The organism is Methylobacterium sp. 391_Methyba4 (assembly GCF_029691625.1).
Taxonomy (GTDB): domain Bacteria; phylum Pseudomonadota; class Alphaproteobacteria; order Rhizobiales; family Beijerinckiaceae; genus Methylobacterium; species Methylobacterium fujisawaense.
Genome location: NZ_CP121475.1, coordinates 4,341,774 through 4,364,276 on the forward strand (window position 1 = coordinate 4,341,774; position 22,503 = coordinate 4,364,276).

The following is a 22,503-nucleotide window of genomic DNA, read 5'->3' on the forward strand; positions in this document are numbered from 1 at the left end:
CGTTTCCGAGATCCGTCGTTATCCCGGCGTCGCTCCACCGAGAAGAAGCCTGTGGGCGGCAGGAGGACGACTTATGCGGCGCGCAGCAGACAGGATCGCCGGGCTCATTCTGGCCGGACTTGCAGCAGGAACCCTCGGAGCCGTTTCGACATCCGCCGCCCCAGCCGGCGCGGCATCGACCGACCTGAAGAGCGAGGGACCGACGCAGCCGGCGAAGGTCCAGGACGGCCAGTACACCGACAAGAACGGCGATCCGACCTACCACGTCACGGACGGCGGCAAGAAGGTCGACTGGTACACCATGTCCGGCTACGTGCGGTACAATTCCAATTGCATCGTCTGCCACGGCCCCGACGGGATGGGCTCGACCTACGCACCGTCGCTTGTCGATGCCCTCAAGGGCATGGACTACGCGCACTTCGCCGGCATCGTCGTGGGCGGCAAGAAGGACGTGAACGCCTCGCAGGAGCTGGTCATGCCCGCCTTCGGCGATAACAAGAACGTCATGTGCTACCTGCCGGACATATTCACGTATCTCCGCGCCCGTTCGGACGGAGCGCTCGGTCGCAACAGACCGCCGGAGCACGAGCCCAAGCCCGCTGCCTTCGAGAAGGCCGAGGACGCCTGCATGAAGTGAACGCCGCCTCCCGGGCCTCGGACCGAGATTGAACCTGCCCGGGGGGCGACACGCCCCGTTGCACCGCTCGGTTGCGCACGACATACTCTGCACAAGACGCTGAAGAGCAGGCGCCAAGCTTGCCGAGGGGGTCGCAGGGGATGGAACGTGGCTCAAGGATCGGGAGTGCGCCGCCATCTCTGCGGCATCTGGACGGCCTGGACCGATGCGGCCGGGGCCGCCGACGCGGCCGCTGAGGTCGCCCGGGCCGTCGGGGGCTCGGCCCTGTCACAGATCGTCGTGTTCTTCTCGGCGGATTACGACGCTGAGATCCTGGCCCGCGCGCTGGAAACTTGGTTCCCCGGCGTGCCGGTGGCGGGCTGCTCGATGTCGGGAGGCATCGCCCCGGCCGGAGGCCTCGACCGCGGCCTCGTGGCCATCGCGTTCCCGGCGGAGCGCTTCCGCATCGTCTCGACGGTCCTCGACGCCATCGACCACCTCGACGTGGAGCGGACTGCCTCCGCGGTCCGGGCGCTGCGCCGGACCCTCGACCCACTGGACCGGTGCCGCGAGGTCGACATGGCCGCGTCCGGCCACCGCTTCGCCCTGTCGCTGATCGACGGGCTCGCCAACGCCGAGGAGACGGTCGTCTCGGCCATCGCCTGGGCACTCGACGGCATCCCGATCGTCGGCGGCTCGGCCGGCGACGACCTGCGCTTCCGCGACGCCGTCCTGCTCCACGGCGGGAAGATCCACCGGAAGGCGGCGGTCCTGGTCCTCGTGGAGACCGACTTCTCGGTGGAGATCTTCAAGAGCGACAATTTCGAGCCGACCCAGACCAAGTTCGTGGTGACGGCCTCCGATGGCGAGCGCCGGACCGTGCACGAGCTGAACGCCGAGCCGGCAGCCCGGGAATACGCGATGGCGATCGGCCTCGACCCCGAGGGCTTGTCGCCGATGAGCTTCGCCGCCTACCCGCTGGCTGTGAAGGTCGGCGGCGAGTATTTCTGCCGCTCGATCAGGCGCATGAACGAGGACGGGTCGCTCAGCTTCTTCTGTGCGGTGGACGAGGGCGTGGTGCTGACCCTCGCCGAACCGCGCGATATCGTCGCCTCGACGCGGGCCGAGCTGGCGCGCCTCGACGCGGTGCTCGGCGGCGTCGACCTGATCATCGGCTTCGAATGCGTGCTGCGACGGCTCGACGCCGAGAGCCGGCAGGTGCGCCACGGCATTGCCGACCTCTATCGCCGCTACAACGTCGTCGGCTTCGAGACCTTCGGCGAGCAGTACAGGGCGATGCACCTGAACCAGACCTTCACGGGCATCGCCATCGGCAAGACCCTCGCCGGCGGTGCCCCGGGGGCGGAAGCCACCCCCGTCGCGTCGTGACCCTGCATCCGAACGGTCTCGAGACCGACGCGTCCCTGCACCGGCGGATCGAGAAGCTCGAGCGCATCAATGCCGCGCTGATGTCCCATGTCGAGCGCTCCATGGATCAGCGGGGCAGCGCCTATTCGCTGTTCCAGACTGCGATCATGCTGGAGGGCCGGGTCCGCACCCGCACCGAGGAGCTGACCGGGCTGATGCACCGGTTGGAGCGCTCCAACGAGGCGCTGGCCGCCGCCAAGGAGGAGGCCGAGACCGCCAACCGCTCCAAGACCCGGTTCCTGGCCGCGGCGAGCCACGACCTACTTCAGCCGGTCAACGCCGCCCGCCTGTCGATTTCGGCGCTGGCCGATCTCGACGTGCCGCCGGAGGCGCGCATCATCGCGGGCCAGGTGGATCGCGGCCTGCAAACCATCGAGGATCTGATCAAGACGCTGCTCGACATCTCGAAGCTCGATGCCGGGATCGTGCGGCCGCAGATCCAGCCGGTGTTCCTGCCCGACCTGCTGGCGGAGCTGGCCGAGAGCTTCAAGCCGTTCGCGGAGCGCAAGGGCCTGCGGCTGTCGCTGCGCTGCCCCGACGTCACCGTCACCAGCGACGTGATGCTCCTGCAGCGCATCCTCCAGAACCTCGTCTCCAACGCGGTCCGGTACACAAGCGTCGGCGGGATCGTTCTCGCGGCCCGGCGGCGGTCCGGCGGCATCCGGATCGAGGTGACCGATACCGGCTGCGGCATCGCCGCGGAGGAATGCGACCTCGTCTTCGACGAGTTCTTCCGCGGCGGCGCCCGGACCGGCAGCGGCGAGGAGCCGGGCCTCGGCCTCGGCCTGTCGATCGTCCGCCGTATGGCCCAGGCCCTCGACCACCCCCTGCGGCTGCGCTCCCGGATCGGCCACGGCACCCGGGTCGCCCTGACGCTGCCCGTGAGCACGATCCCGGCGGCCGTCGCCCCGCCCGCTCCGGTGGCGACCCGGCTCTCAGGCGCGCACGTGCTCGTCGTGGAGAACGACCCCTCCACGTCCGACGCCCTCGCCCGCCTCCTCCAGAACTGGGATGCCCGGGTCTCGACCTTCCGCGACCTCGCGGGGGTGCGGGCCGCCGTAGAGGCCGGCGCCCCGCGGCCGGACATCCTGGTGCTCGACTACCATCTCGACGACGGCGCCTGCGGCCTCGACGTGGCCAACTACCTCCGGGCCGTGCACGCCGATCCGGTCCCGGTCATCGTCACCACCGCCGACCATTCCGAGGCCGTCGAGGACCGGGTCACGGCCGCCGGGGCGGAACTCGTGCACAAGCCGATCAAGCCGGCGCAGCTCCGCTCCCTGCTCACCTACATGCTCGCCTGAGCGGCCTGCGGCGGTCCGCGCTTCGACCGGCGGCACGCCTCGCGCTGCCTGCGGACAGGCGGACCTTCAGGAAAGCCGATCCCCGGCCGAGCAAGGGATGGGTCGCCCCGCTGCGGAGCACGGGCCCCCGACGCAGCACCCGTCCGACGCGAACAAACCTGCCCGTGCCGTGACATAGGACACACGACGCCCCTCGACGTGCCGTGCCGCCTGCGCGACAGGGAACAGCGTCCGCGGCGCGTCCTGCGTCCGGATTTTCCCAGCCATCGACGTCACGGACCCGCCGGGACGCCGCAGGAGCGCGCAGGAATGGCGCAGGTCCCGCTCGGTCCAGCCGGCGGCCGTCACGGACACCCGCAGAGGCACCCGCAGGGGCCTTCGCACGATGGCCTGCCGCCCCGCGAGCGCGTCCTCGCCATGGCGGCGATCGCGCTGGCCATGACCATGGCGGTCCTCGACGGCGCCATCGTCAACGTGGCGCTGCCCGTCATGGCCAAGGATCTGGCGGTCAGGCCGGCCGACGCGATCTTTGTGGTCAACGCCTACCAGATCGCCGTCACGGCCACCCTCCTGCCGTTCGCGGCGCTGGGCGACATCTTCGGCTTCCGACGCGTCTACCTGCCGGGTCTGGCCGTCTTCGTGGCCGCCTCGCTGGCCTGCGCGCTGGCGCCAAGCCTGCCGCTGCTGATCGCCGCCCGGATCGTCCAGGGGCTCGGCGCCGCGGCGATCATGAGCGTGAACATCGGCTTCGTCCGTTTCATCTACCCCCACCGGATGATCGGCCAAGGGGTCGCCAACGTCGCGCTCGTGGTGGCGGTGGCCTCGGCCGCCGGCCCGACCGTGGCGGCCGCGATCCTGTCGGTGGCCACCTGGCCCTGGCTGTTCCTCGTCAACATCCCCGTGGGCCTACTGGCCCTGGCGGTGGCGTCCCGGACCCTGCCGGCGACGCCGGCGAGCGGCCGCCCCTTCGATCTCGTGAGTGCGGTCCTCAACGCCCTGACCTTCGGCCTGCTGATCATCGGCATCGATGGGCTTGGCGATCCGGAGGCCCGGGGCATCGCCGTCCTCGAACTCGCGGCCGCGATCGTGGTCGGCGCGGTGTTCGTCCGGCACCAGATCCGGCTGGCCGCGCCGCTCCTGCCCGTGGACCTGCTGCGGATCCCCGCCTTCGCCCTGTCGATGGCGACCTCCGTCGCCTCGTTCTGCGCCCAGATGGTCTCCTACGTGGCGCTGCCCTTCTATTTCCAGGACGTGCTGCACCTCTCCAGTACGCAGACCGGCTTCCTGCTCACCCCCTGGCCGATCGCGGTCGCCGCGATGGCGCCGATCTCCGGCCGCCTTGCGGACCGGTATCCGCCCGGGATCCTGGGCGGGATAGGCCTGGCCATGATGGCCGTCGGTCTGGTCTGCGTGACGATCCTGCCGGCCGCTCCGACGACCCTCGATATCGTCTGGCGGCTGACCCTGTGCGGTCTCGGCTTCGGCCTGTTCCAGTCCCCCAACAACAAGGTGATCGTCACGTCGGCGCCGCGCGAACGGGCTGGGGGGGCGAGCGGGATGCAGTCGACGGCGCGGCTCACCGGCCAGTCGCTCGGCGCAGCTCTGGTGGCGGTGATCTTCGGCCTGACCCACGGTCTCGGGGCCGAGCGGGCGGTGACCCTGTCGCTCTCCTGCGCGGTTGCGCTCTCGGTGATCGGCGGCTGCGCCAGCGTCCTGCGGCGGAGTCGGAGCGGCTAACCGGATCGCGTATGCCACCCGGGACGCCGGCTTGCGTTGATGGGGTGTGTCCCGTGCTGGAGCGCCCCATGGATCTCGATCTCACCGGCCGGAAGGCCCTGGTCACCGGGTCGACCGGCGGCATCGGCTACGCCATCGCCAAGGAACTCTGCGACCTCGGTGCGGAGGTCGGCATCAACGGTCGCACGCCCGAGCGGGTCGAGGCCGCCCTCGCGAAGCTGCGGGGCGAGACGCGGGCCGGCCGCGCCTTTGCGGCACCGGGCGATGTCGCCACCGGTGAGGGCGTTTCAGCCCTGGTCAAGGCTGTCCCGGCGGTCGACATTCTGGTCAACAACACCGGGATCTTCGAGCCGAAGCCGTTCTTCGAGATCCCGGATGCCGACTGGCAGCGCTTCTTCGACGTCAACGTGATGAGCGGCGTGCGCCTGTCGCGGGCCTACACGCCCGGCATGGCGGAGCGGGGCTGGGGACGGGTGATCTTCATCTCCAGCGAGTCGGGCATCAACACGCCGACCGAGATGGTCCACTATGGAATGACCAAGACGGCGCAGCTCGCGATTTCCCGCGGTCTGGCGCAGACGGTGGCCGGCAGCGGCGTGACGGTCAACAGTGTCCTGCCCGGCCCGACCCTCTCGGAGGGTGTCGCGGACTTCATGCGGCAGATGGCCGGAGGCGCAGCCGATACCGACCTCGAGGCCATGGGCCAGAAATTCGTCGCGGAGCATCGCCCCTCGTCGCTGATCCAGCGGCTGGCGCGGGTGGACGAGGTGGCCAATCTCGTCGCCTATCTCTGCAGCCCGGCCGCGAGCGCCACCACCGGCGCCGCCCTGAGGGTCGACGGAGGGGTCCTGCAGAGCCTCGCTTGAAGCCGGGATCGGTGGGGGCAACGCCGTCGATCGCCGAAGCGGGGCTCGAACCGTGCGGGTCTGGGACGGCAAAATCCGCGCGGCGGCGCATCGACAAGCCCGCGCTGGCGATAGGTTGGGCGCCTCGGGTTCAGGCGGCGCGTTCGCCACGAGGGATCGGACCGGCGGCTCTGGATGCCGGACTCTCGTCCGCGTCATACCAAGCCACACGGCCGGTCTTCCCGTACGACGGGGAACGCCGCAGGGCTCCTAGAGCCGTCGGCCCGGAGAGAATGCCGGACTTGGCTCTAGGGCGAGATCAGGCCTTCAGGTGCGCAGCGAGATGCTTGTTCATCTCGAACATCGTGCACTTGTCCTTACCGAAGACCTTCTTGAGCTTGTCGTCGGCGAGGATCTCACGCTTGTTCTGCGGGTTCTGAAGGTTGTTCTTCTTGATGTAGTCCCAAACCTTGCTGACCACCTCGCCGCGCGGCAGCGGGCTGGTCCCGACGATGGCGCCGAGCTCGGCCGACGGCTTCAGCGGCTGCTGCAGAGCGTTCGGCTTGGCGCCGGCCGACTTCTCGGCGGCGGGCTTCGCAGCCTTGGCCGGGGCGGCCTTCTCCGCAGTCTTGGTGGTCTTGGCCGCCTTGGGCGCAGCCTTCTCGGTCTTTGTGGCCATCAACATCCTCCGGTTCTCGGGCCGCAGGCCGGGGCATGATCGCCCCACGGCCGAGCCAGCATAGCAGCAACTAAGCGGTGCCGCCGCCGTTCCAAGGGGAAATTGCCTTTGGAAACGCCTCATCCACAAGGCAGGCGCAGAAATCCCCTGCGGGATCGCCGGATGGACGCCGCCGCCAAGATTATTCGGCCGACCGCCGGGCGTGAAACCTGCCTTTAACAATCCTGCACGTGAAGTACAGGCATGTTTGCCCCGACCCTCACGCTCGCGCTCCTGCTCGCCACCGGACTGGTCACCAGTCTCGGTCTCCTAGTGCGGGCCGAGCCTTCCGCGCCCGGCATCGCGCCGGGCCGCGGCTTGGTCTGAACGCGCCGGGATTGCAGCGCCTGTCCACCGGGTGCATCAGCCCGACCGCATGACCGATCCGATCACCCTCGCCAGCCCGGAAAGCACCGCCCACGTCGTCCAGGTGGCGCTGAGCCCCGTGTTCCTGCTGTCGGGCATCGCGACGCTGCTCAACGTCTTCGGCGCGCGGCTCGCGCGCGTGGCCGATCAGGCCGACCACGTCTCCGGGCTCCTCGCGGGCGCCGGCGATGCGGAGCGCATCCTCCTCGGACGGCGCCTGGATCGGCTGCACCGGCGCTCCCTGGCCCTGGATGCCGCCGTGTTCCTGGCCGCGCTGGGCGGCGTGGCGACCTGCGGATCGGTGCTGACCCTGTTCGTCGGAGCCATGCGCGACAGCACGGTCACGACATTGCTGTTCGGTCTGTTCGGCGCGGCGATCCTCTGCACCCTGTGCGCCCTCGTGGCCTTCGGGTTCGAGATGCTGCTGGCCAGCCGATCGGTCCGCGACCGGATCAATCAGCGGCGGAGGAGCGCCGGGATACCACCCGACCTCTGAGAGGCCGTCGCTCGCCCGGCCACCGGCTCAGGAGGCGGAACCCGTCCCGGCCCACGCGCTTAGTGAGCTAGGGACCGCCACGCGGGCACGATCCCGCTCATGGATCGGGAGACATCATGCCGACGGACCTGCCCAACGAACGCGCCTTGAGAAAGCCCGGCACCCTGGAGCTCGATCCCGCCGGCGAGGGCATCGCCATCGACGAGAGCCCCCGGCTGATCGCGTCGAACAAGGTCGAAGGCACCGCCGTGTACGACAGCAGCGGCCGCCACCTGGGCGCCGTCCACAATTTCATGGTGGACAAGGTTTCCGGACAGGTCGCCTACGTGGTGCTGGCCTTCGGGGGATTCCTCGGATTGGGTGAGACCCACCACCCGCTTCCCTGGAAGGCTCTGACCTACAGCACCGAATTCGGCGGCTACGTGATCGACATCGATCCGGCGGTCCTCGCAGGCGCATCGAGCTCCGGCGCCGGCGAAGACGAAGTCGCCGATCCGAGCTATCGCGCCCGGATCTAGGCCTTCGACGGCCCGTACGCGCGCCCCTCCTGAGCGGGCGCGGCGGTCTCGGCCTGACGGCTCAGAATTTCCCGCCGAGGCCGACGCTGCCGCCGGGCGACAGCATCGGACCCATTGCGCCGCTGCTGCCACTGCCACCGACCGCCGCATTGCCGCCGTCGAGATCCTCGCGCCGGATCCGGCGCTCCCCGCTATCGGCGGTGCGGGTCGCCCCGCCGGCGGTCTTCGGGATCGCCAGCTGCTTCGTCGGAGCGGTCTGGAGCGGCTGACCATCGGCATCGACCGCAGCATTGCGCGGCTCGCGGTTCGGCAGAGATCCGCGCAGCGAGGGCGGCAGGCCGACCTCCGTCGCGGGCATCACGCCGCCGCCGCCACCGAGCGCCTGGCAGCCGGCCACGAGGCCGGCCAGGGCAGCGCCGAGCGCAAGGCCGCGCGCTGCGGCGCATCTCGACGTGGGGAGGGTCGACATCGTGTGGTCCTCGACAGTGGCCGCGGTGCCGTCCGCGGCTCGCATGGGCTTATGAGCGGTTGTCTACGCCGGGGATGCGGCGAAAACCAGACAGTGCCGTCGCGCCCCCGGTCATCATCGCCGTATCCTTTGTGGCAGACCGCCGAAGCGCGCGGTTCGCGTCTTGCTGTCTGGCCGCTGCGGTCCATAACTTCGCCTAGGTCCTGCGGCATGACGCCATCCGCAGGCGGGGTCCAGCCGGCGGCGGACCCGGAACCGGCCGATACGGTCGTGGACGCGCCGGCGCGCCGGTGCAGCCCGGCCCTTCCTCAGAGGACGAAGCGTGTTCAGAACCAACCGGATGATCGCGGCCGTGACGCTCGCCCTCTGGGCGTCGGGGGCTGCGGCGCAGGTGAGCGGCAGCGAGGGTGCGGCCGGGCAGGCAGCGCCGCACGCACCGGCCACGCCTCCGTCCGCGACTCCGGCTCCCGCGCCGGCTCCGGCGCCAACTCCGACACCGCCGACTTCTCCGCCCGCGGCGGCGCCGGCCGCACCGCCGGCCGCCGGGACTTCGCCGCCTTCCACGACCCAGGCGCAGCAGCAGGGAACACCGGCCACGGTCCTCGACACGCAGGATTACGAGAGCCTGCTCGGTCGCAGCGTGCGCAGCGCCGGCGGCGACGAACTGGGGCGCGTCATCGACATCATCATCGACAAGGAAGGCCATCCCAGGGCCGCCATCATCGATTTCGGCGGCTTTCTCGGGGTCGGAACCCGCAAGATCGCAGTGGATTGGCGCGCCCTGCGCTTCACGCCGGACGGCGGCAAGGAGCGCAAGCTCTCGGTCGCGCTGACCCGCAATCAGGTCCGCGTGTCACCGGAATACAAGGCCGGGGAGCCGATCGTGGTTCTCGGGCCCGCCAGCCCCGCCGCGCCGGCGGCGGAGGGCGAGCAGGCGACCACGCCGCCGGCCAATCCGGCGCCGGGCTCGGCGGCACCGTCGCAACCGGCCCCCGCCGCGGCGGCTCCGACCTCGCCCGCTCCGGGCAGTGCGGCCTCGGGCGCGGCGGCGCCGGCCGCGACCGCGCCGGCCCGCCCTCCGGAGAAGGCACCGGATAAGTGACGGTGGCCCGGTCGAAGGCCCGAACCGCCGCCACTCCGCGCGAACGTGAGCTGTCCCGTCAGGACATCCGCTCCCGTCCGGGCCGCCTGAAGGATCCGGCGGGCGAAGCCGCGCGCGCGTCGGCGGTTCCTGCCGCACAGGGGGGACGCGTGATCTCGGCAACGAGCCGCTACGGCCTAGATGCCTTCGCGTTCTTCGTGGCCAACCTGCAGACCGGGTTCGGCCCTTTCCTGGCCGTCTACTTCTCCCAGGCGAAATGGACCCAATCCGACATCGGGTTCGCCCTGACCGTGGGGAGCCTCGTGGCGCTGCTGGGCCAGGTCCCGGGCGGCGCCTTCGTCGACGTCGTGCGCTCGAAGCGCTTCGCCGCTGCCGTGGCGGTGATCGGGATCGCCGGCAGCGCCTTCGCGCTGGCGGTCTGGCCGAGCTTCCTGATCGTGCTCCTGGCAATGGCCCTGCACTCGGCCGCGAGCTGCGTGCTCACACCGGCCATCGCGGCGATCAGCATCGGACTCGTCGGGCGTGCCCACGCTGGCGAGCGTCTCGGCCGCAATGCCAGCTTCGCGGCCCTCGGCAACGCCCTCGGCGCGGCCGGGATGGGCGCCATCGGATATTACCTGTCGAACGGCGCCGTCTTCTACCTCACCGCCGCTCTCGGTATCCCGACGGTGATCGCGCTGGCGCGCATCCGCGCCCAAGACATCGATTCCAACGTGTTCAAGGAGCCGGCCACGGCGCAGGCGTCGCCGTCGACCGGCAAGGACAGCATCCGCGCCCTGCTGACCAATCGGAGCCTCCTGTGCTTCGCGGCCTGCATGGTGCTGTTCTTCCTCGCCAACGCCGCGATGCTGCCCCTGGTCGGCAGCGTCCTGACCCTGCGGGCGAGCGAGACCGCCACCGCGCTGGTCGCCGCGTGCATCATGGTCCCGCAGGCGGTGCTGGCGGTCAGCGCCCCTGCGGTCGGCCGGGCCGCCGAGCGCTTCGGCCGCTACCCGGTGCTGCTATTCGGATTCGGCGCCTTGCCGGTCCGGGGCCTGCTGCTCGCCTACACGACCAACCCCTACGGTCTCGTCGCCATCCAGGTGCTGGACGGCATCTCGGCGTCGGTGCTGGGCGTGATGGTGCCGCTGATCGTGTCGGATCTCACCCGTGGCACCGGCCGCTTCAACCTCGCCCTCGGCGCGGTCGGCACGGCCATGGGCATCGGCGCCGCCCTCTCGACCTCGCTTGCCGGCATCATGGCCGACCATCTCGGCAGCCACAGCGCCTTCCTGGGGCTCGCGATCGTGGGGTTCGCGGCTTTCATGCTGGTGGCGCTGATCATGCCGGAGACGCGTCCGACGGAGCACACGGCCTGACCGGCCGCGGCATCGGATTCGCAAGGGTGTTTCCGCGCCGCTCAAGCGACGTTCAGGTTCTGCGGATAAAAGCGCACGGAAGGTGCGGGCCGGTGAAACATATGGCAACGCTCTCGCGTTGCCGCTGCGGGTCAGACTGCGCCCGCTCTGCACGCCGCCTCAGCCCGTAAGCCAAAGCCGCGCGAATACGGAATGGTCACCGCGATGGAAGAGCTGCACCGATACGCCGACAGGCCCTTCGCCTTCGTCGCGCGGTATCTCCGCCGCCGCTGGCTGCCGCACTTGGTCATCCTGATCTCCGTGCTCGGCGCCGTCGGCTTCTCGGTCTCCACCGATTACGCCCTCAAGGGCGTGGTCGACGCGCTGACGAAGGGGCCCGGCCCGGGCAACACGGTCGTCTGGAGCGCGCTCGCGGTCCTGGTCGCCTTCATCGCCGCCGACAACATGCTCTGGCGCGTGGCGGCGCTGACCGGCGCCTTCACCTTCGTGGGGATCACCGGCGACATCCGGCGCGACCTGTTCCGGCACATGACCGGCCATTCCCCGACCTTCTTCTCCGACCGCCAGCCGGGCACCCTGGCGTCGCGCATCACGGCGACCTCGAACGCGATCTTCACGGTCGAGAACATGTTCGTGTTCAACGTGATGCCGCCGACGGTCGCGGCCTTCGGGTCGATCGCCTACATCGCCACCGTCAACCTCACCATGGCGGGCATCCTGGCGGGCGTGTTCGCGGCCGTCGTCGTGCTGATGTTCAAGATGGCCTCGGCCGGCAAGCCGCTGCACCACGACTTCGCCGCCAAGGCCGCCAGCGTCGACGGCGAGATGGTCGATCTCGTCGGCAACATGTCGCTCGTGCGCGCCTTCTCGGCCTTCAAGCGCGAGGGGCAGCGCTTCGAGGGCACCATCGCCACCGAGATGCGGGCGCGGCGCTCGTCGCTCCTCTACCTCGAGAAGCTGCGCATCGTGCACGCGGTGCTGACCGTGCTTGCCGTGTTCGGCCTGCTCTATTGGGCGATCCAGATGTGGGAGGCCGGGCAGGCGACGAACGGTCAGGTCGTGCTGGTCTGCACGCTCGGCATCCGCATCCTGGCGGCCACCCGCGACCTCGCGGTCGCGCTCGTCGACGCGACCCAGCACACCGCCCGGCTGGCCGAGGCCCTGCACACCCTGCTTCAGCCCCACGATCTCGTGGATCATCCGGAAGCGCAGCCGCTCACAGGCCAGGGCGCCAAGATCGAGTTCGAGCACGTCGCCTTCAGCTATCCGGACGGGCGCCCCGTCTTCACGGATTTCGACCTGGTCATCGAGCCGGGCCAGCGCGTCGGTCTGGTGGGCCGGTCCGGCGGCGGCAAATCGACCCTGTTCTCGCTGATTCAGCGCTTCTACGACGTGCAGAGTGGCGCCATCCGCATCAACGGCCAGAACGTCGAGCGGGTCACCCAGGAATCCCTGCGCGAGGCGATCACCGTGGTGCCGCAGGACGTCTCGATGTTCCACCGCAGCTTGCGGGAGAACATCCGCTACGGCCGGCCCGAGGCGACGGACGAGGAGGTCTGGCAGGCCGCCGAGGCCGCGCATTGCACCGACTTCATCAAGGCCCTTCCCGAAGGCTTCGACACGATCGTCGGCGACCGCGGTGTGAAGCTCTCGGGCGGCCAGCGTCAGCGGATCGCCATCGCCCGGGCGATCCTGAAGAACTCGCCGATCCTGCTGCTCGACGAGGCCACCTCGGCGCTGGACGCGGAATCCGAGCAGGCGATCCGTCAGGCCCTCGCCAACCTGATGAAGGGCCGGACCGTCATCGCGATCGCGCACCGCCTCTCCACGCTGCAGGATTTCGACCGGATCGTCGTGCTCGACGGCGGCCGCATCGCGCAGGACGGCTCGCCCGACAAGCTGACCCATCTCGACGGCTTCTTCCGGGAGCTGATGAAGAAGGAATCCATGGCGATGGCCCTCGCCGCCGCCTGACTTCGCCCTCGTGGACCCGTCCCGGCATCGCCGCGCCGGGACGGCGGCGCAGTTCCGCCGCTCCGGTTTTCACGCCCGATCGGCACTGGTAGATCATCGGCCCGCCGGACCGGACCTTGCATCGCCTGGACGTCGCGAACCGGCCCGGTTCCGACGCGTCTCGATGCCCGAGCCCCACCGTGCCTGACCTTGCCCTCGTCATCCGGGAAATCTCCGAGGAGATGGCCCAGCGCTCCGATCGGGGGGCGGTCGCGGATTACATTCCCGAACTCGCGCGGGTGGATCCCGGTCAGTTCGGCATGGCGGTGATCGATGCTGCGGGACGCGTCTTCGCCGGGGGCGACAGCGAGACGCCCTTCTCGATCCAGAGCGTGTCGAAGGTCTTCACCCTCACCCTCGCCCTCGGCATGGTCGGCGACCGGCTGTGGAAACGGGTCGGCCGCGAGCCTTCGGGCAACCCGTTCAACTCCATCGTCCAGCTGGAGCGGGAGCGAGGCGTGCCGCGCAATCCGTTCATCAATGCGGGCGCCATCGCGGTCACCGACGTGATCCTCTCGGGCCACGAGCCCCGCGAGGCGCTGGGCGAGATCCTGCGCTTCATGCAGTTCCTGGCCCAGGATTCGAGCATCGCGATCGACGAGACCGTGGCGGCCTCGGAGAAGCGCACGGGTTTCCGCAACACCGCGCTCGCCAACTACATGAAGTCCTTCGGCGTCATCGACAATCCGGTCGACTACACGCTCGGCGTCTACTTCCACCACTGCGCCATCGCGATGAACTGTCGCCAGCTCGCACGCGCCGGGCGGTTCCTGGCGCATAACGGCATCAACCCGTCGACCGGCCATTCGGTGGTCTCGGCGGAGCGCGCGCGCCGCATCAACGCGATCATGCTGACCTGCGGCCACTACGACGGGTCGGGCGAGTTCGCCTATCGCGTGGGCCTGCCGGGCAAGAGCGGAGTCGGCGGCAGCATCCTGGCGATCGCACCCGGCAAGGCCTCCATCGCCGTCTGGTCGCCCGGTCTCGACGCGGCGGGCAATTCCCATCTCGGCCGCATCGCCCTGGAGCGGCTGACGCAGCGCATGGGCTGGTCCGTCTTCGGATCCTGAGCGGGTCCCTTCCCCTACCCCCTTCCCTGCCCCCCTTCCCCTGCCCTCTTGCGCGGCGCCCACTTCCGCGGCACTGCGCCGCCGGGGCGTTGCGGCGCCGAAGCGAGACTCAGCGGCATGGCGACGAGTGTGGCGGTCCGGGCTGCCAACGACGGTCTGGATCCGGGTGCCATCCTGGCCCGTCTCGACCGGCTTCCGGCCACGCCGGCGGTCTGGCGCCTCGTGGCGCTGCTCGGCCTCGGGTTCTTCTTCGAACTCTACGACCTGCTCTTCACCGGTTACGTGGCGCCCGGCCTCGTCAAGGCCGGGATCCTGACGCCGACGACCCCCGGCCTGTTCGGCGCCAGTGGTGTGGCGAGCTTCGTGGCCGCCCTCTTCACGGGCCTGTTCATCGGCACCCTCGTCTGCGGCTGGCTCGCCGACCGGTTCGGGCGCCGGGCGATCTTCACGTGGTCGCTCCTCGCCTACACCGCGGCGAACGTCGTGATGGCCTGCCAGAGCGACGCCTTCGGCCTCAACCTCTGGCGGCTCGTCGCAGGGATCGGCCTCGGCCTGGAGATGGTGACGATCGGCAGCTACCTCTCCGAACTCGTCCCGAAGGCGATCCGCGGCCGGGCTTTCGCCCTGTGCCAGGGCATCGGCTTCACGGCCGTGCCGGTGGTGGCGTTCCTCTCCTACCTGCTGATCCCGATCGCCCCCCTCGGCATCGACGGCTGGCGCTGGGTGGTGCTGATCGGCGCCTCGGCGGCGATCGTGGTCTGGTGGATGCGGGCGGGCCTTCCGGAAAGCCCGCGCTGGCTCGTCGAGCACGGGCGTCTGGCGGAAGCCGACGCGATTCTGCGGCAGCTGGAGGCGCGGATCGCGGCCGAGCATGGCGGCGCGCTGCCCGCGCCGGCCGCGCCGGAGCCGGTGCAGCCGCGCGGCGCCTTCCGCGACCTGTGGGTCCGGCCCTATCGGCGCCGGGCGCTGATGATGGCCGGATTCAACGTCTTCCAGACGGTGGGCTTCTACGGCTTCGCCAACTGGGTGCCGACCCTGCTGGTGGCCCAGGGCATCACGGTGACGTCGAGCCTCGCCTACACGGCCCTGATCGCGCTGGCCGCCCCCGTCGGCCCGCTGATCGGCCTCGCCATCGCTGACCGGTTCGAGCGCAAGCACGTCATCGTGGCCGCCGCCCTCGTCTATATCGGCTGCGGCCTCGCCTTCGCGCAGACGCGGGACGTCCCGATCATCGTGGCGCTCGGCATCGGCCTGACGCTCGCCTCGAACGTGATGTCGTACAGCTTCCACGCCTATCAGGCCGAGCTGTTCCCCACGGGCATCCGCGCCAGGGCGGTGGGCTTTGTCTATTCCTGGAGCCGCTTCTCGGCGATCTTCACGGGCTTCGTCATCGCGTTCGTCCTGCGGGAGGCCGGCACGCCGGGCGTGTTCCTGTTCATCTCGGCCGCGATGCTGGCCGCGGGCCTGCTCGTCGGGCTCCTGGGTCCGCGGACACGGGACGTCGCGCTGGAGAAGATCGCGGGGTGAGGCCCGTCACGGGCTCGGCTCCCAGGAGGCCGAATCCGTGCTAGCCTCGGGCATGGTCGCTCAGCCGAAATCCCGGATGACGGTCGACGAGTTTCTCACCTGGGCCGATGGGCAGCCGGGGCGCTTCGAGCTGGTCGATGGCGAGGTGTTCGCGATGTCGCCGGAGCGCGTTCGGCATGCCGAGGTCAAGGCTGCCACCTATCTGGCGCTCCGGTCCGCACTGAAGCAAGCGAAGAGCCCCTGCTACGCGCGCTGCCGGATGGCATCAGCGTTCGCGTCGATCAGGATACGGTCTTCGAGCCCGACGCCCTCGTTTACTGCGGAATGCGCGCCGACCCCGATGCGACGGAGATCACCGATCCCGTCATCGTCGTCGAGGTGCAGTCGCCGAGCACACGTTCCGTCGATTCGGGTTTGAAATTGACCCGCTACTTCAGTCTCGAGAGCGTGATCCACTATCTGATCGTGGATCCGGTCAAGCGCCTCGTCATCCATCACCGCCGCGCGCAGGGCGGCCTGATCGAGACCCGCATGGCGACCCAGGAGACGCTGGACCTGACGCCGCCCGGCCTGCGCCTGCCCGTCCCGGAGCTGTTCGCCGACCGCGCGTCCGACGACGACGGAGCTTGATCCGATCCGAGGTGGATGCCACAGCGGCGCGAACGCGAATCAGGACGCCCGGATGACTGAACCTCTCGATCTCCTCGTGCTCGGCAACGCGATCGTCGACGTGATCGCACGGACGGACGATGCCTTCCTGGCGGCGCAGGGCGTCACCAAGGGTGCGATGCAGCTCATCGACGAGCCGCGGGCCGAGGCGCTGTTCGAGGCCATGGGCCCGGCCACGATCGTGTCGGGCGGCTCCGGCGCCAACACCGCGGTCGGCGCGGCCCTGCTCGGAGCCAAGACCGGCTTCGTCGGCAAGGTCCGGAACGACGAGCTCGGCGGCCTGTTCAGCCACGATCTCAAGGCGACCGGCGTCGACTTCAGCGTCCCTGCGGCGGCCGAGGGACCGGCCACCGCCCGATGCTTCGTGCTGGTGACGCCGGATGGCGAGCGCACGATGAGCACCTATCTGGGCGCCTGCCAGGGACTCTCGCCCGACGATGTCGACAAGGCTCTCGTGCGTTCCGCCCGGGTCGTCTATCTTGAGGGCTACCTCTGGGATCCGCCGGCCGCCAAGGAGGCGTTCCGCAAGGCGTCCGACATCGCCCACCAGGCCGGCAACGCCGTTGCGCTGACCCTCTCGGATGCGTTCTGCGTCGGTCGCTACCGCGATGAATTCCTCGGTCTGATCCGCGACGGCACCATCGACATCCTCTTCGCCAACATCGGCGAGTTGCAGAGCCTCTTCCAGACCGACGATGCCGAGGCCGCGGTGGCGGCCCTGCGGGACGAGCGCAACGCTCGCGGCCGTCACCTGCTCGGCCTCGTGACGCGCTCGGCCGACGGTGCCCTGGTGGTGCAGGGTGGCGAGGTCCGCGCCGTCGAGGCGAGCCCGGTCCACGAGGTGGTCGACACGACGGGGGCGGGGGACCTCTTTGCGGCCGGCTTCCTGGCCGGCCACGCCCGCGGCCTCGACCACGTCACGAGCGCCCGCCTCGGCACGCTCGCGGCGGCCGAGGTCATCCAGCACATCGGCGCCCGTCCGCAGGCGGATCTCGTCGGCTTGGCCAAGGCGCGCGGGCTCCTCTGAGCCGGCGCGTCGGGCGCGCGGTCGGAGGGTTGCGTCCGCTCCGATCCCGCCCGCTCAGGCCGCGCGGACGGTCGCGAGGAAGCGCGTCACCTCGTCCCTGAGATGCCCGGACCGGAGCGACAGCTCCGAGGCTGCCGTGAGAACCTGATCGGCCGCCGCTCCGGTTGCCTTCGCCGCGTCGGCGACGCCCGTGATGGTGCTGGTGACGTCAGCCGCCCCCTGGGCGGCCTGGGAGACGTTGCGGACGATCTCCTGCGTCGCGGCGCCCTGCTGCTCCACGGCGCTGGCGATCCGCGTCGCCACGGCGCTGAGTTCCTGGACTCGGCCGCCGATGCGCCCGATCGCCGAGACGGCGTCGCCGGTGGAGGACTGGATCCGGGCGACGTGGCCGCCGATCTCGTCGGTCGCCCGCGCGGTCTGACCGGCCAGCGCCTTCACCTCTGCGGCTACGACGGCGAAGCCGCGGCCCGCCGCGCCGGCCCGCGCCGCCTCGATCGTGGCGTTCAGCGCCAGGAGATTCGTCTGTTCGGCGATGGTCGAGATCAGGGTCACGACATGACCGATCTGGACCGCCGCCCCGTTCAGATCCCGAACCAAGTGCGCGGTCGCCTCCGCGTCCGCGACCGCCGACTGGGTCAGCGCCGTCGAGCCCGCGACCTGGCGGCTGATCTCCTGGACGGAGACGCCGAGTTCCTCCGCCGCCGCCGCCGCGACGTTGACGGTGCTGGCCGCGAGTTCGGCCGCGCTCGCCACCCGGCCGGAGCGATCGGCGGTGTCGGCGGCCGCCTCATTCATGGCCGAGGCCGTGTCCTGCAGCGCAGCGACGGCGGCCGAGACCGTGCCGATGATGCCGCCGACCGTGCCCTCGAAGGCGTCGGCGATCTGCTGCATGCCGCTCCGCCGCCGCGCCTCGGCCGCGGCGCGGGCCTGTGCCGCTTCGTGCTCGAGCGTGCGCGCGCGGATCAGGCCGTCCTTGAAGACCTGGACGGAGGCCGCCATGACCCCGACCTCGTCCGCTCGCTCGGAGCCGCCGACGGCCACGTCGAGGTTGTTGGCCGCGAGCCGACCCATGATCTCGGCCAGGGACCGGATCGGGCGGGCGACCCGCTGCCAGACCCACCAGACCGCCGCGCCGGTCATGATCGCTCCGATCACGGAGAGCGTGATGGTGACGGACCACGCCGTCCGGAACGCATCCTCGGAGCGCTGGACCGAGACGTTCGTGCCCTCGGCGGTGACCTGGGCGAGATCCGCCAGGGCATCGAAGGCGGCCACGAGCGGCGGGCGGGCGGGCGCGATGGCGTCGCGGGCCGCGTTCCGGTCGCCGCGCCTGAGCGGGGCGAGGATCGCCTCCTGGGCAGTGCGATAGACCTTCCACCGCCCCTCGAATGCGTCCCAGAGCGCGCGCTCCCGGGGCGTCGTCGCGCGCACGCGATAGCTCTGGAAGGCCTCGGGGATGGTCCGATCCATCTCGACGAACTCGGCATCGAGGTCCCGGTTCTCACCGTCGTCGACGGCGACCACCTTGCGGATCGTCGTCGTGTGGTACCGCAGCATCAGGAATCGAATCGCGTGGAGCGTGTTGTCCTTGCGCACCCAGACGTCGCGGGTCTCCACGGCGGCGGCATTGATGGCCTGTATCTGCATCAAGCCGATGGTCGAGCTTGCGATAAACAGCAAAAAGCCGATTATCGAGGGCAGTATCAGCTTCGAAACGATACTTCTTCGAAAGCTCATCTCGGGCACCATAGAGGACGACACCGCCGCATCGTGGCACACGAAGATGAAGGACAGATTTTCGGCAACCTCTACTTCGGAAGTGATTTGCGCCGCAGATCAGCGCGGAACGCATGACGCGTCGCCCGCCAAGGCCGTGCCGCGGGTCGAGCGCCGATCCAGTCGAAGGCGGGCGGCCGCGGCCCGATCAGGGCCGCAGGAGAACCTTGCCTACGGCCGCCCGCCGGGTCAGCAGGCCGAAGGCCTCCGGGAAGTCCGCCAGCGGGTAGACGCCGTGGACCTGCGCGGTGAGCTTGCCCTCGGCCACCCAGTCGAGGAGCCGACGCTGGTCGGCCCGATGCGCCTCCGGCTCGCGTTCGAGGAAGGCGCCCCAGTGGACGCCCTGCACGTCGAGTTCCTTCAGGAGCATCAGGTTCAACGGCAGCCGCGGGATCTCCCCGGCGGCGAAGCCGATGACGAGGAACCGGCCGCGCCAGCCGAGCGCCCGCAGGGCCGGCTCCGCGTAGGCATCGCCGACCGCATCGTAGACCACGTCGATCCCGCCCCCGGAGATCCGGCGCAACTCGTCCTTGAGCGTCGCGGGATCGTAGACGAGGCCGGCCTCGGCGCCGTGGGCGCGGGCGACGGCGAGCTTTTCCTCCGAGGAGGCGCAGGCGATCACCCGGGCGCCCATCAGCCGCCCCAGCTCCACGGCGGCGAGACCGACGCCCCCGGAGGCCCCGAGGACCGCCAGCCATTCGCCGGGCTGCAGGCGGGCACGGTTCGCCAGGGCATGGAGCGAGGTGCCGTAGGTGATGGTGAGCCCGGCCGCCTGCTCGTCCGGCACCGCGTCCGGCACCGGCGTGAGCCGGGCGGCGTCGAGGGCGATGAGTTCGGCGCAGCAACCGTGCCCGGCATGGACGATCACCCGGTCGCCCACGGCCACGCCCGAGGCCCCTGGCCCGAGCGCCTCGACCACGCCGACCCCCTCGCCGCCCGGCGAGAACGGCAGGGCCGGCTTCACTTGGTAGCGCCCAGCCACGATCAGCGTGTCGAAGAAGTTGAGCGCCGCGAGCCGCATCCGCACCAGGGCCTGCCCGGGACCCGGAACCGGATCGGGGCGCTCCACGATCTCCAGATGCTCCGGCCCGTCGAGCCTCGTGCACAGCAGCGCCCGCATTCCGTGTCTCCTCCCCGGCGTTTCTCCGCCGATGAGGCCCGAACCGGCCGTGCGGTCAAGCCGTTCCGATCATCTCGCGGATGCGGGCGCCCAGCACCTCCACCACGAACGGCTTGGTGATGACCTGCATCCCGGCATCGAGCTGGCCGTTGCCCAAGACGGCATTCTCCGCGTAGCCGGTGACGAACAGGACCTTGAGCCCCGGTCGCGTCACCCGGCCGGCCTCGGCCATCTGGCGCCCGTTCATGCCGCCCGGCAGCCCGATATCGGACACGAGCAGGTCGATGCGCACGTCGGATTGCAGCACCCTGAGGCCGGCCGCGCTGTCGGCGGCCTCGATCGCCGTGTAGCCGAGATCCTCCAGCACCTCGGTGACCAGCATGCGCACGGTCGGCTCGTCGTCGACCACCAGCACGGTCTCGCCCGGCGCGGCCCGCGGCGGCGCGCCGACGGCGGTATGCGCATCCTCCTCCGCGACCGCGCCGCGATGGCGGGGCAGGTAGAGGCAGACCGTGGTGCCCTTGCCGACCTCGGAATGGATCCGCACCTGGCCGCCCGATTGCTGGGCGAAGCCGTAGATCATCGACAGGCCGAGGCCGGTGCCCTGCCCCAGCGGTTTGGTGGTGAAGAACGGCTCGAACACCTTGCCGACGATCTCGGGCGGCATGCCGATGCCGGTATCGGTGACGCAGAGCGAGAGGTACTGGCCCGGCGGCATGTCGTGACGCCGGGCGGCGCGCTCGTCGAGCCAGGCATTGGCGGTCTCGATCGTGATCCGGCCGCCCTCCGGCATGGCGTCACGGGCGTTGATGCACAGGTTGAGCAGGGCGTTCTCGAGCTGCGGCGGGTCGACCAGGGCCGGCCAGAGACCGGGCGCGCCCATGACCTCGACGATCACGGCGGGGCCGACCGTCCGCCGGATCAACTCTTCCATGCCGGCCACGAGCCGGTTCACGTCGGTGGGCTTCGGATCGAGGGTCTGCCGCCGCGAGAAGGCGAGCAGGCGATGGGTCAGGGCCGCGGCCCGCTTGGACGCTCCCTGCGCGGCATTGATGTAGCGGTCCACATCCATGACGCGACCCTGGCCGAGGCGGGTCTGGATCAGCTCCAGGGATCCGGAGATACCGGCGAGCAGGTTGTTGAAGTCGTGGGCGATCCCGCCGGTGAGCTGGCCGACGGCCTCCATCTTCTGCGATTGCCGCAGGGCCTCCTCGGTGGCGGCCAGGGCGTCGGCGCGCTCGCGCTCCGCGGTGAAATCGCGGCCGACGGCGTTGATCACCCCCTCCCCCGGCCGGGCCGCCCAGCTGATCCAGCGGTATCCGCCGTCCCGGTGGCGGTAGCGGTTGTCGAAGCGCGCGAGGCTCGATCCCGTGGCGAGCTGCTGCGCGCCCTCGACGGTGCGGTCGAAATCGTCCGGGTGGACGAAGGCGATGAGCTTGGTTCCGATCAGCTCGTCCGGCCGCCAGCCCAGCACCTCGGTCCAGGCCGGGTTCACCGCGGTGATCGTGCCGTCGAACAGGCAGCGCAGCATCATGTCGGACGAGAGCGTCCACAGGGCGTTGCGATCGGCGGTGCGTTCCTCGACCTGCTGGGCCAAGGTGGCGTTGAGGTCGCGCAGTTCCGCGAGGGCGGATTCCAGGCGGCCCTGGCTCTCCTTGAGGGCGGCGTCGGCGCGCACGCGGGCCGTGGTCTCGTTGGTGAGGATGAACAGCCCCGTGACCCGCCCCGCGGCGTCGAGGACCCGCGAGTACGAGAAGGTCCACCATGTCTCCCGGGAGCCCCGGTCGGTGTCGAGCTGCCAGGGCAGATCGATGAAGCGCTCCGGGCTGCCTGCCATGGCCGCGTCGATGATCGGCTTGGCCTGATCCCAGGCATCGGCCCAGACCACGTCGAACCGCTCGCCCATGGCCCAGGCCAGACGGGGCCCGAGCAGCGGGAAGTAGGTGTCGTTGAAGAAGAAGTGGAGATCGGGCCCCCAGGCCAGGATCATCGATTCCGGCGAGTTGAGAACGAGCGAAAGGGCCGCGCGGAATTCCGCCGGCCAGGTCCCCGGGGGGCCGAGGGGATGGCCGGTCCAGTCGCGTGCGCGGATCATCCGCGCGGCCTCGCCGCCGCCGGATAGGAAGGAGAGGGGATCGATCACAAGTTCTGAGCGATACAGGTCATGGACTTACCGCGTATGACCGTCTTCGACGCCATCTCCAAGCCAGGGCGGCCCTGTGGATGCCTGTAGTCGGAGACCAGCCCGAGGTCACAGCCCGACGTCACAGCCCCGTCATTCCGGGACTGCGAAGCAGGATCCAGACCTCGACCGCGTGCCGGCATGGCTGGCGGCGGCTCTGGG

The 22,503-nt window shown here is 70.3% G+C and carries 19 protein-coding genes and 1 pseudogene; 15 read left to right on the forward strand and 5 right to left on the reverse strand.

Annotation, left to right across the window (positions count from 1 at the left end):
* The first annotated feature begins 73 nt into the window (after positions 1–73).
* The 5 genes from P9K36_RS20440 to P9K36_RS20460 all read left to right on the forward strand — a co-directional run bounded on the left by P9K36_RS20440 (position 74) and on the right by P9K36_RS20460 (position 5,951).
* A complete protein-coding gene (locus P9K36_RS20440; RefSeq protein ID WP_043358028.1) occupies positions 74–637 on the forward strand; it encodes a c-type cytochrome, methanol metabolism-related in 564 nt (187 codons plus the stop codon).
* Positions 638–784: 147 nt separating this feature from the next.
* Complete coding sequence (locus P9K36_RS20445; protein ID WP_043381040.1) at positions 785–2,005, forward strand: FIST N-terminal domain-containing protein; 1,221 nt, start codon at positions 785–787, stop codon at positions 2,003–2,005.
* Positions 2,002–3,348, forward strand: a complete 1,347-nt coding sequence (locus tag P9K36_RS20450) for a hybrid sensor histidine kinase/response regulator (RefSeq protein ID WP_278305887.1) — start codon at positions 2,002–2,004, stop codon at positions 3,346–3,348. Before P9K36_RS20445 ends, P9K36_RS20450 begins: the two co-directional genes overlap by 4 nt.
* A gap of 309 nt (positions 3,349–3,657) precedes the next feature.
* Positions 3,658–5,085 (forward strand): MFS transporter, encoded by a 1,428-nt coding sequence (locus P9K36_RS20455; RefSeq protein ID WP_278305888.1) that lies wholly within the window; start codon positions 3,658–3,660, stop codon positions 5,083–5,085.
* 68 nt (positions 5,086–5,153) lie between these two features.
* A complete protein-coding gene (locus tag P9K36_RS20460; protein ID WP_278305889.1) occupies positions 5,154–5,951 on the forward strand; it encodes an SDR family NAD(P)-dependent oxidoreductase in 798 nt (265 codons plus the stop codon).
* Positions 5,952–6,249: 298 nt separating this feature from the next.
* Here the strand turns inward: P9K36_RS20460 and P9K36_RS20465 are convergent, their stop codons facing one another.
* Complete coding sequence (locus tag P9K36_RS20465; RefSeq protein WP_043356955.1) at positions 6,250–6,609, reverse strand: SWIB/MDM2 domain-containing protein; 360 nt, start codon at positions 6,607–6,609, stop codon at positions 6,250–6,252.
* Positions 6,610–6,852: 243 nt separating this feature from the next.
* Here P9K36_RS20465 and P9K36_RS20470 point away from each other — a divergent pair, with 243 nt between their 5' ends.
* From P9K36_RS20470 to P9K36_RS20480, 3 genes are all read left to right on the forward strand, one after another.
* Positions 6,853–6,975: a hypothetical protein gene (locus P9K36_RS20470; RefSeq protein WP_257787383.1), complete on the forward strand. Its 123-nt coding sequence runs from the start codon at positions 6,853–6,855 to the stop codon at positions 6,973–6,975.
* A gap of 49 nt (positions 6,976–7,024) precedes the next feature.
* The gene (locus P9K36_RS20475) at positions 7,025–7,510 is read left to right on the forward strand and encodes a DUF2721 domain-containing protein (protein WP_043356961.1); all 486 of its coding nucleotides are present in this window, start codon (positions 7,025–7,027) and stop codon (positions 7,508–7,510) included.
* Between the two features lie 116 nt (positions 7,511–7,626).
* A complete protein-coding gene (locus P9K36_RS20480; protein ID WP_179697061.1) occupies positions 7,627–8,028 on the forward strand; it encodes a PRC-barrel domain-containing protein in 402 nt (133 codons plus the stop codon).
* A gap of 61 nt (positions 8,029–8,089) precedes the next feature.
* On the opposite strand, the gene P9K36_RS20485 is transcribed toward P9K36_RS20480, so the two are convergent.
* Complete coding sequence (locus tag P9K36_RS20485; protein WP_043356959.1) at positions 8,090–8,497, reverse strand: hypothetical protein; 408 nt, start codon at positions 8,495–8,497, stop codon at positions 8,090–8,092.
* 340 nt (positions 8,498–8,837) lie between these two features.
* Between P9K36_RS20485 and P9K36_RS20490 the strand changes: the two genes are divergently transcribed.
* From P9K36_RS20490 to P9K36_RS20520, 7 genes and pseudogenes are all read left to right on the forward strand, one after another.
* Positions 8,838–9,599 carry a PRC-barrel domain-containing protein gene (locus P9K36_RS20490; protein ID WP_043758866.1) on the forward strand — a complete coding sequence of 254 codons (762 nt, stop codon included), beginning with the start codon at positions 8,838–8,840 and terminating at the stop codon, positions 9,597–9,599.
* Positions 9,596–10,957, forward strand: a complete 1,362-nt coding sequence (locus P9K36_RS20495; RefSeq protein ID WP_274926848.1) for an MFS transporter — start codon at positions 9,596–9,598, stop codon at positions 10,955–10,957. The genes P9K36_RS20490 and P9K36_RS20495 overlap by 4 nt, the downstream gene beginning before the upstream one ends.
* A 204-nt stretch (positions 10,958–11,161) precedes the next feature.
* Entirely contained in the window at positions 11,162–12,931 is a 1,770-nt protein-coding gene (locus tag P9K36_RS20500; RefSeq protein WP_043381239.1) for an ABC transporter ATP-binding protein, read from the forward strand.
* A gap of 179 nt (positions 12,932–13,110) precedes the next feature.
* A complete protein-coding gene (locus P9K36_RS20505) occupies positions 13,111–14,040 on the forward strand; it encodes a glutaminase (protein ID WP_043356938.1) in 930 nt (309 codons plus the stop codon).
* 117 nt (positions 14,041–14,157) lie between these two features.
* Complete coding sequence (locus P9K36_RS20510; RefSeq protein ID WP_278305890.1) at positions 14,158–15,567, forward strand: MFS transporter; 1,410 nt, start codon at positions 14,158–14,160, stop codon at positions 15,565–15,567.
* A 52-nt stretch (positions 15,568–15,619) separates the two neighbouring features.
* Positions 15,620–16,197, forward strand: a pseudogene (locus P9K36_RS20515) (Uma2 family endonuclease).
* A gap of 52 nt (positions 16,198–16,249) precedes the next feature.
* A complete protein-coding gene (locus P9K36_RS20520; protein WP_043381053.1) occupies positions 16,250–17,263 on the forward strand; it encodes an adenosine kinase in 1,014 nt (337 codons plus the stop codon).
* Positions 17,264–17,317: 54 nt separating this feature from the next.
* Here P9K36_RS20520 and P9K36_RS20525 read toward each other — a convergent pair whose 3' ends face one another.
* The 3 genes from P9K36_RS20525 to P9K36_RS20535 all read right to left on the reverse strand — a co-directional run bounded on the left by P9K36_RS20525 (position 17,318) and on the right by P9K36_RS20535 (position 22,254).
* On the reverse strand, positions 17,318–19,012 hold the full coding sequence (locus tag P9K36_RS20525; RefSeq protein WP_278305891.1) for a methyl-accepting chemotaxis protein: 1,695 nt from the start codon (positions 19,010–19,012) through the stop codon (positions 17,318–17,320).
* 175 nt (positions 19,013–19,187) lie between these two features.
* Positions 19,188–20,159, reverse strand: a complete 972-nt coding sequence (locus tag P9K36_RS20530; protein WP_043381055.1) for an NADPH:quinone oxidoreductase family protein — start codon at positions 20,157–20,159, stop codon at positions 19,188–19,190.
* Positions 20,160–20,214: 55 nt separating this feature from the next.
* Complete coding sequence (locus P9K36_RS20535) at positions 20,215–22,254, reverse strand: PAS domain-containing sensor histidine kinase (RefSeq protein WP_236952715.1); 2,040 nt, start codon at positions 22,252–22,254, stop codon at positions 20,215–20,217.
* Positions 22,255–22,503 lie beyond the last annotated feature (249 nt).

Excerpts from the sequence above, each read along its gene's own strand:
- P9K36_RS20440 (WP_043358028.1), top strand. The coding sequence starts at position 74 with ATGCGGCGCGCAGCAGACAGGATCGCCGGGCTCATTCTGGCCGGACTT.
- P9K36_RS20455 (WP_278305888.1), top strand. The coding sequence starts at position 3,658 with ATGGCGCAGGTCCCGCTCGGTCCAGCCGGCGGCCGTCACGGACACCCG.
- P9K36_RS20460 (WP_278305889.1), top strand. The coding sequence starts at position 5,154 with ATGGATCTCGATCTCACCGGCCGGAAGGCCCTGGTCACCGGGTCGACC.
- P9K36_RS20465 (WP_043356955.1), bottom strand. The coding sequence starts at position 6,609 with ATGGCCACAAAGACCGAGAAGGCTGCGCCCAAGGCGGCCAAGACCACC.
- P9K36_RS20470 (WP_257787383.1), top strand. The coding sequence starts at position 6,853 with ATGTTTGCCCCGACCCTCACGCTCGCGCTCCTGCTCGCCACCGGACTG.
- P9K36_RS20475 (WP_043356961.1), top strand. The coding sequence starts at position 7,025 with ATGACCGATCCGATCACCCTCGCCAGCCCGGAAAGCACCGCCCACGTC.
- P9K36_RS20480 (WP_179697061.1), top strand. The coding sequence starts at position 7,627 with ATGCCGACGGACCTGCCCAACGAACGCGCCTTGAGAAAGCCCGGCACC.
- P9K36_RS20485 (WP_043356959.1), bottom strand. The coding sequence starts at position 8,497 with ATGTCGACCCTCCCCACGTCGAGATGCGCCGCAGCGCGCGGCCTTGCG.
- P9K36_RS20490 (WP_043758866.1), top strand. The coding sequence starts at position 8,838 with ATGATCGCGGCCGTGACGCTCGCCCTCTGGGCGTCGGGGGCTGCGGCG.
- P9K36_RS20500 (WP_043381239.1), top strand. The coding sequence starts at position 11,162 with ATGGAAGAGCTGCACCGATACGCCGACAGGCCCTTCGCCTTCGTCGCG.
- P9K36_RS20510 (WP_278305890.1), top strand. The coding sequence starts at position 14,158 with ATGGCGACGAGTGTGGCGGTCCGGGCTGCCAACGACGGTCTGGATCCG.
- P9K36_RS20520 (WP_043381053.1), top strand. The coding sequence starts at position 16,250 with ATGACTGAACCTCTCGATCTCCTCGTGCTCGGCAACGCGATCGTCGAC.
- P9K36_RS20525 (WP_278305891.1), bottom strand. The coding sequence starts at position 19,012 with ATGGTGCCCGAGATGAGCTTTCGAAGAAGTATCGTTTCGAAGCTGATA.
- P9K36_RS20530 (WP_043381055.1), bottom strand. The coding sequence starts at position 20,159 with ATGCGGGCGCTGCTGTGCACGAGGCTCGACGGGCCGGAGCATCTGGAG.
- P9K36_RS20535 (WP_236952715.1), bottom strand. The coding sequence starts at position 22,254 with ATGATCCGCGCACGCGACTGGACCGGCCATCCCCTCGGCCCCCCGGGG.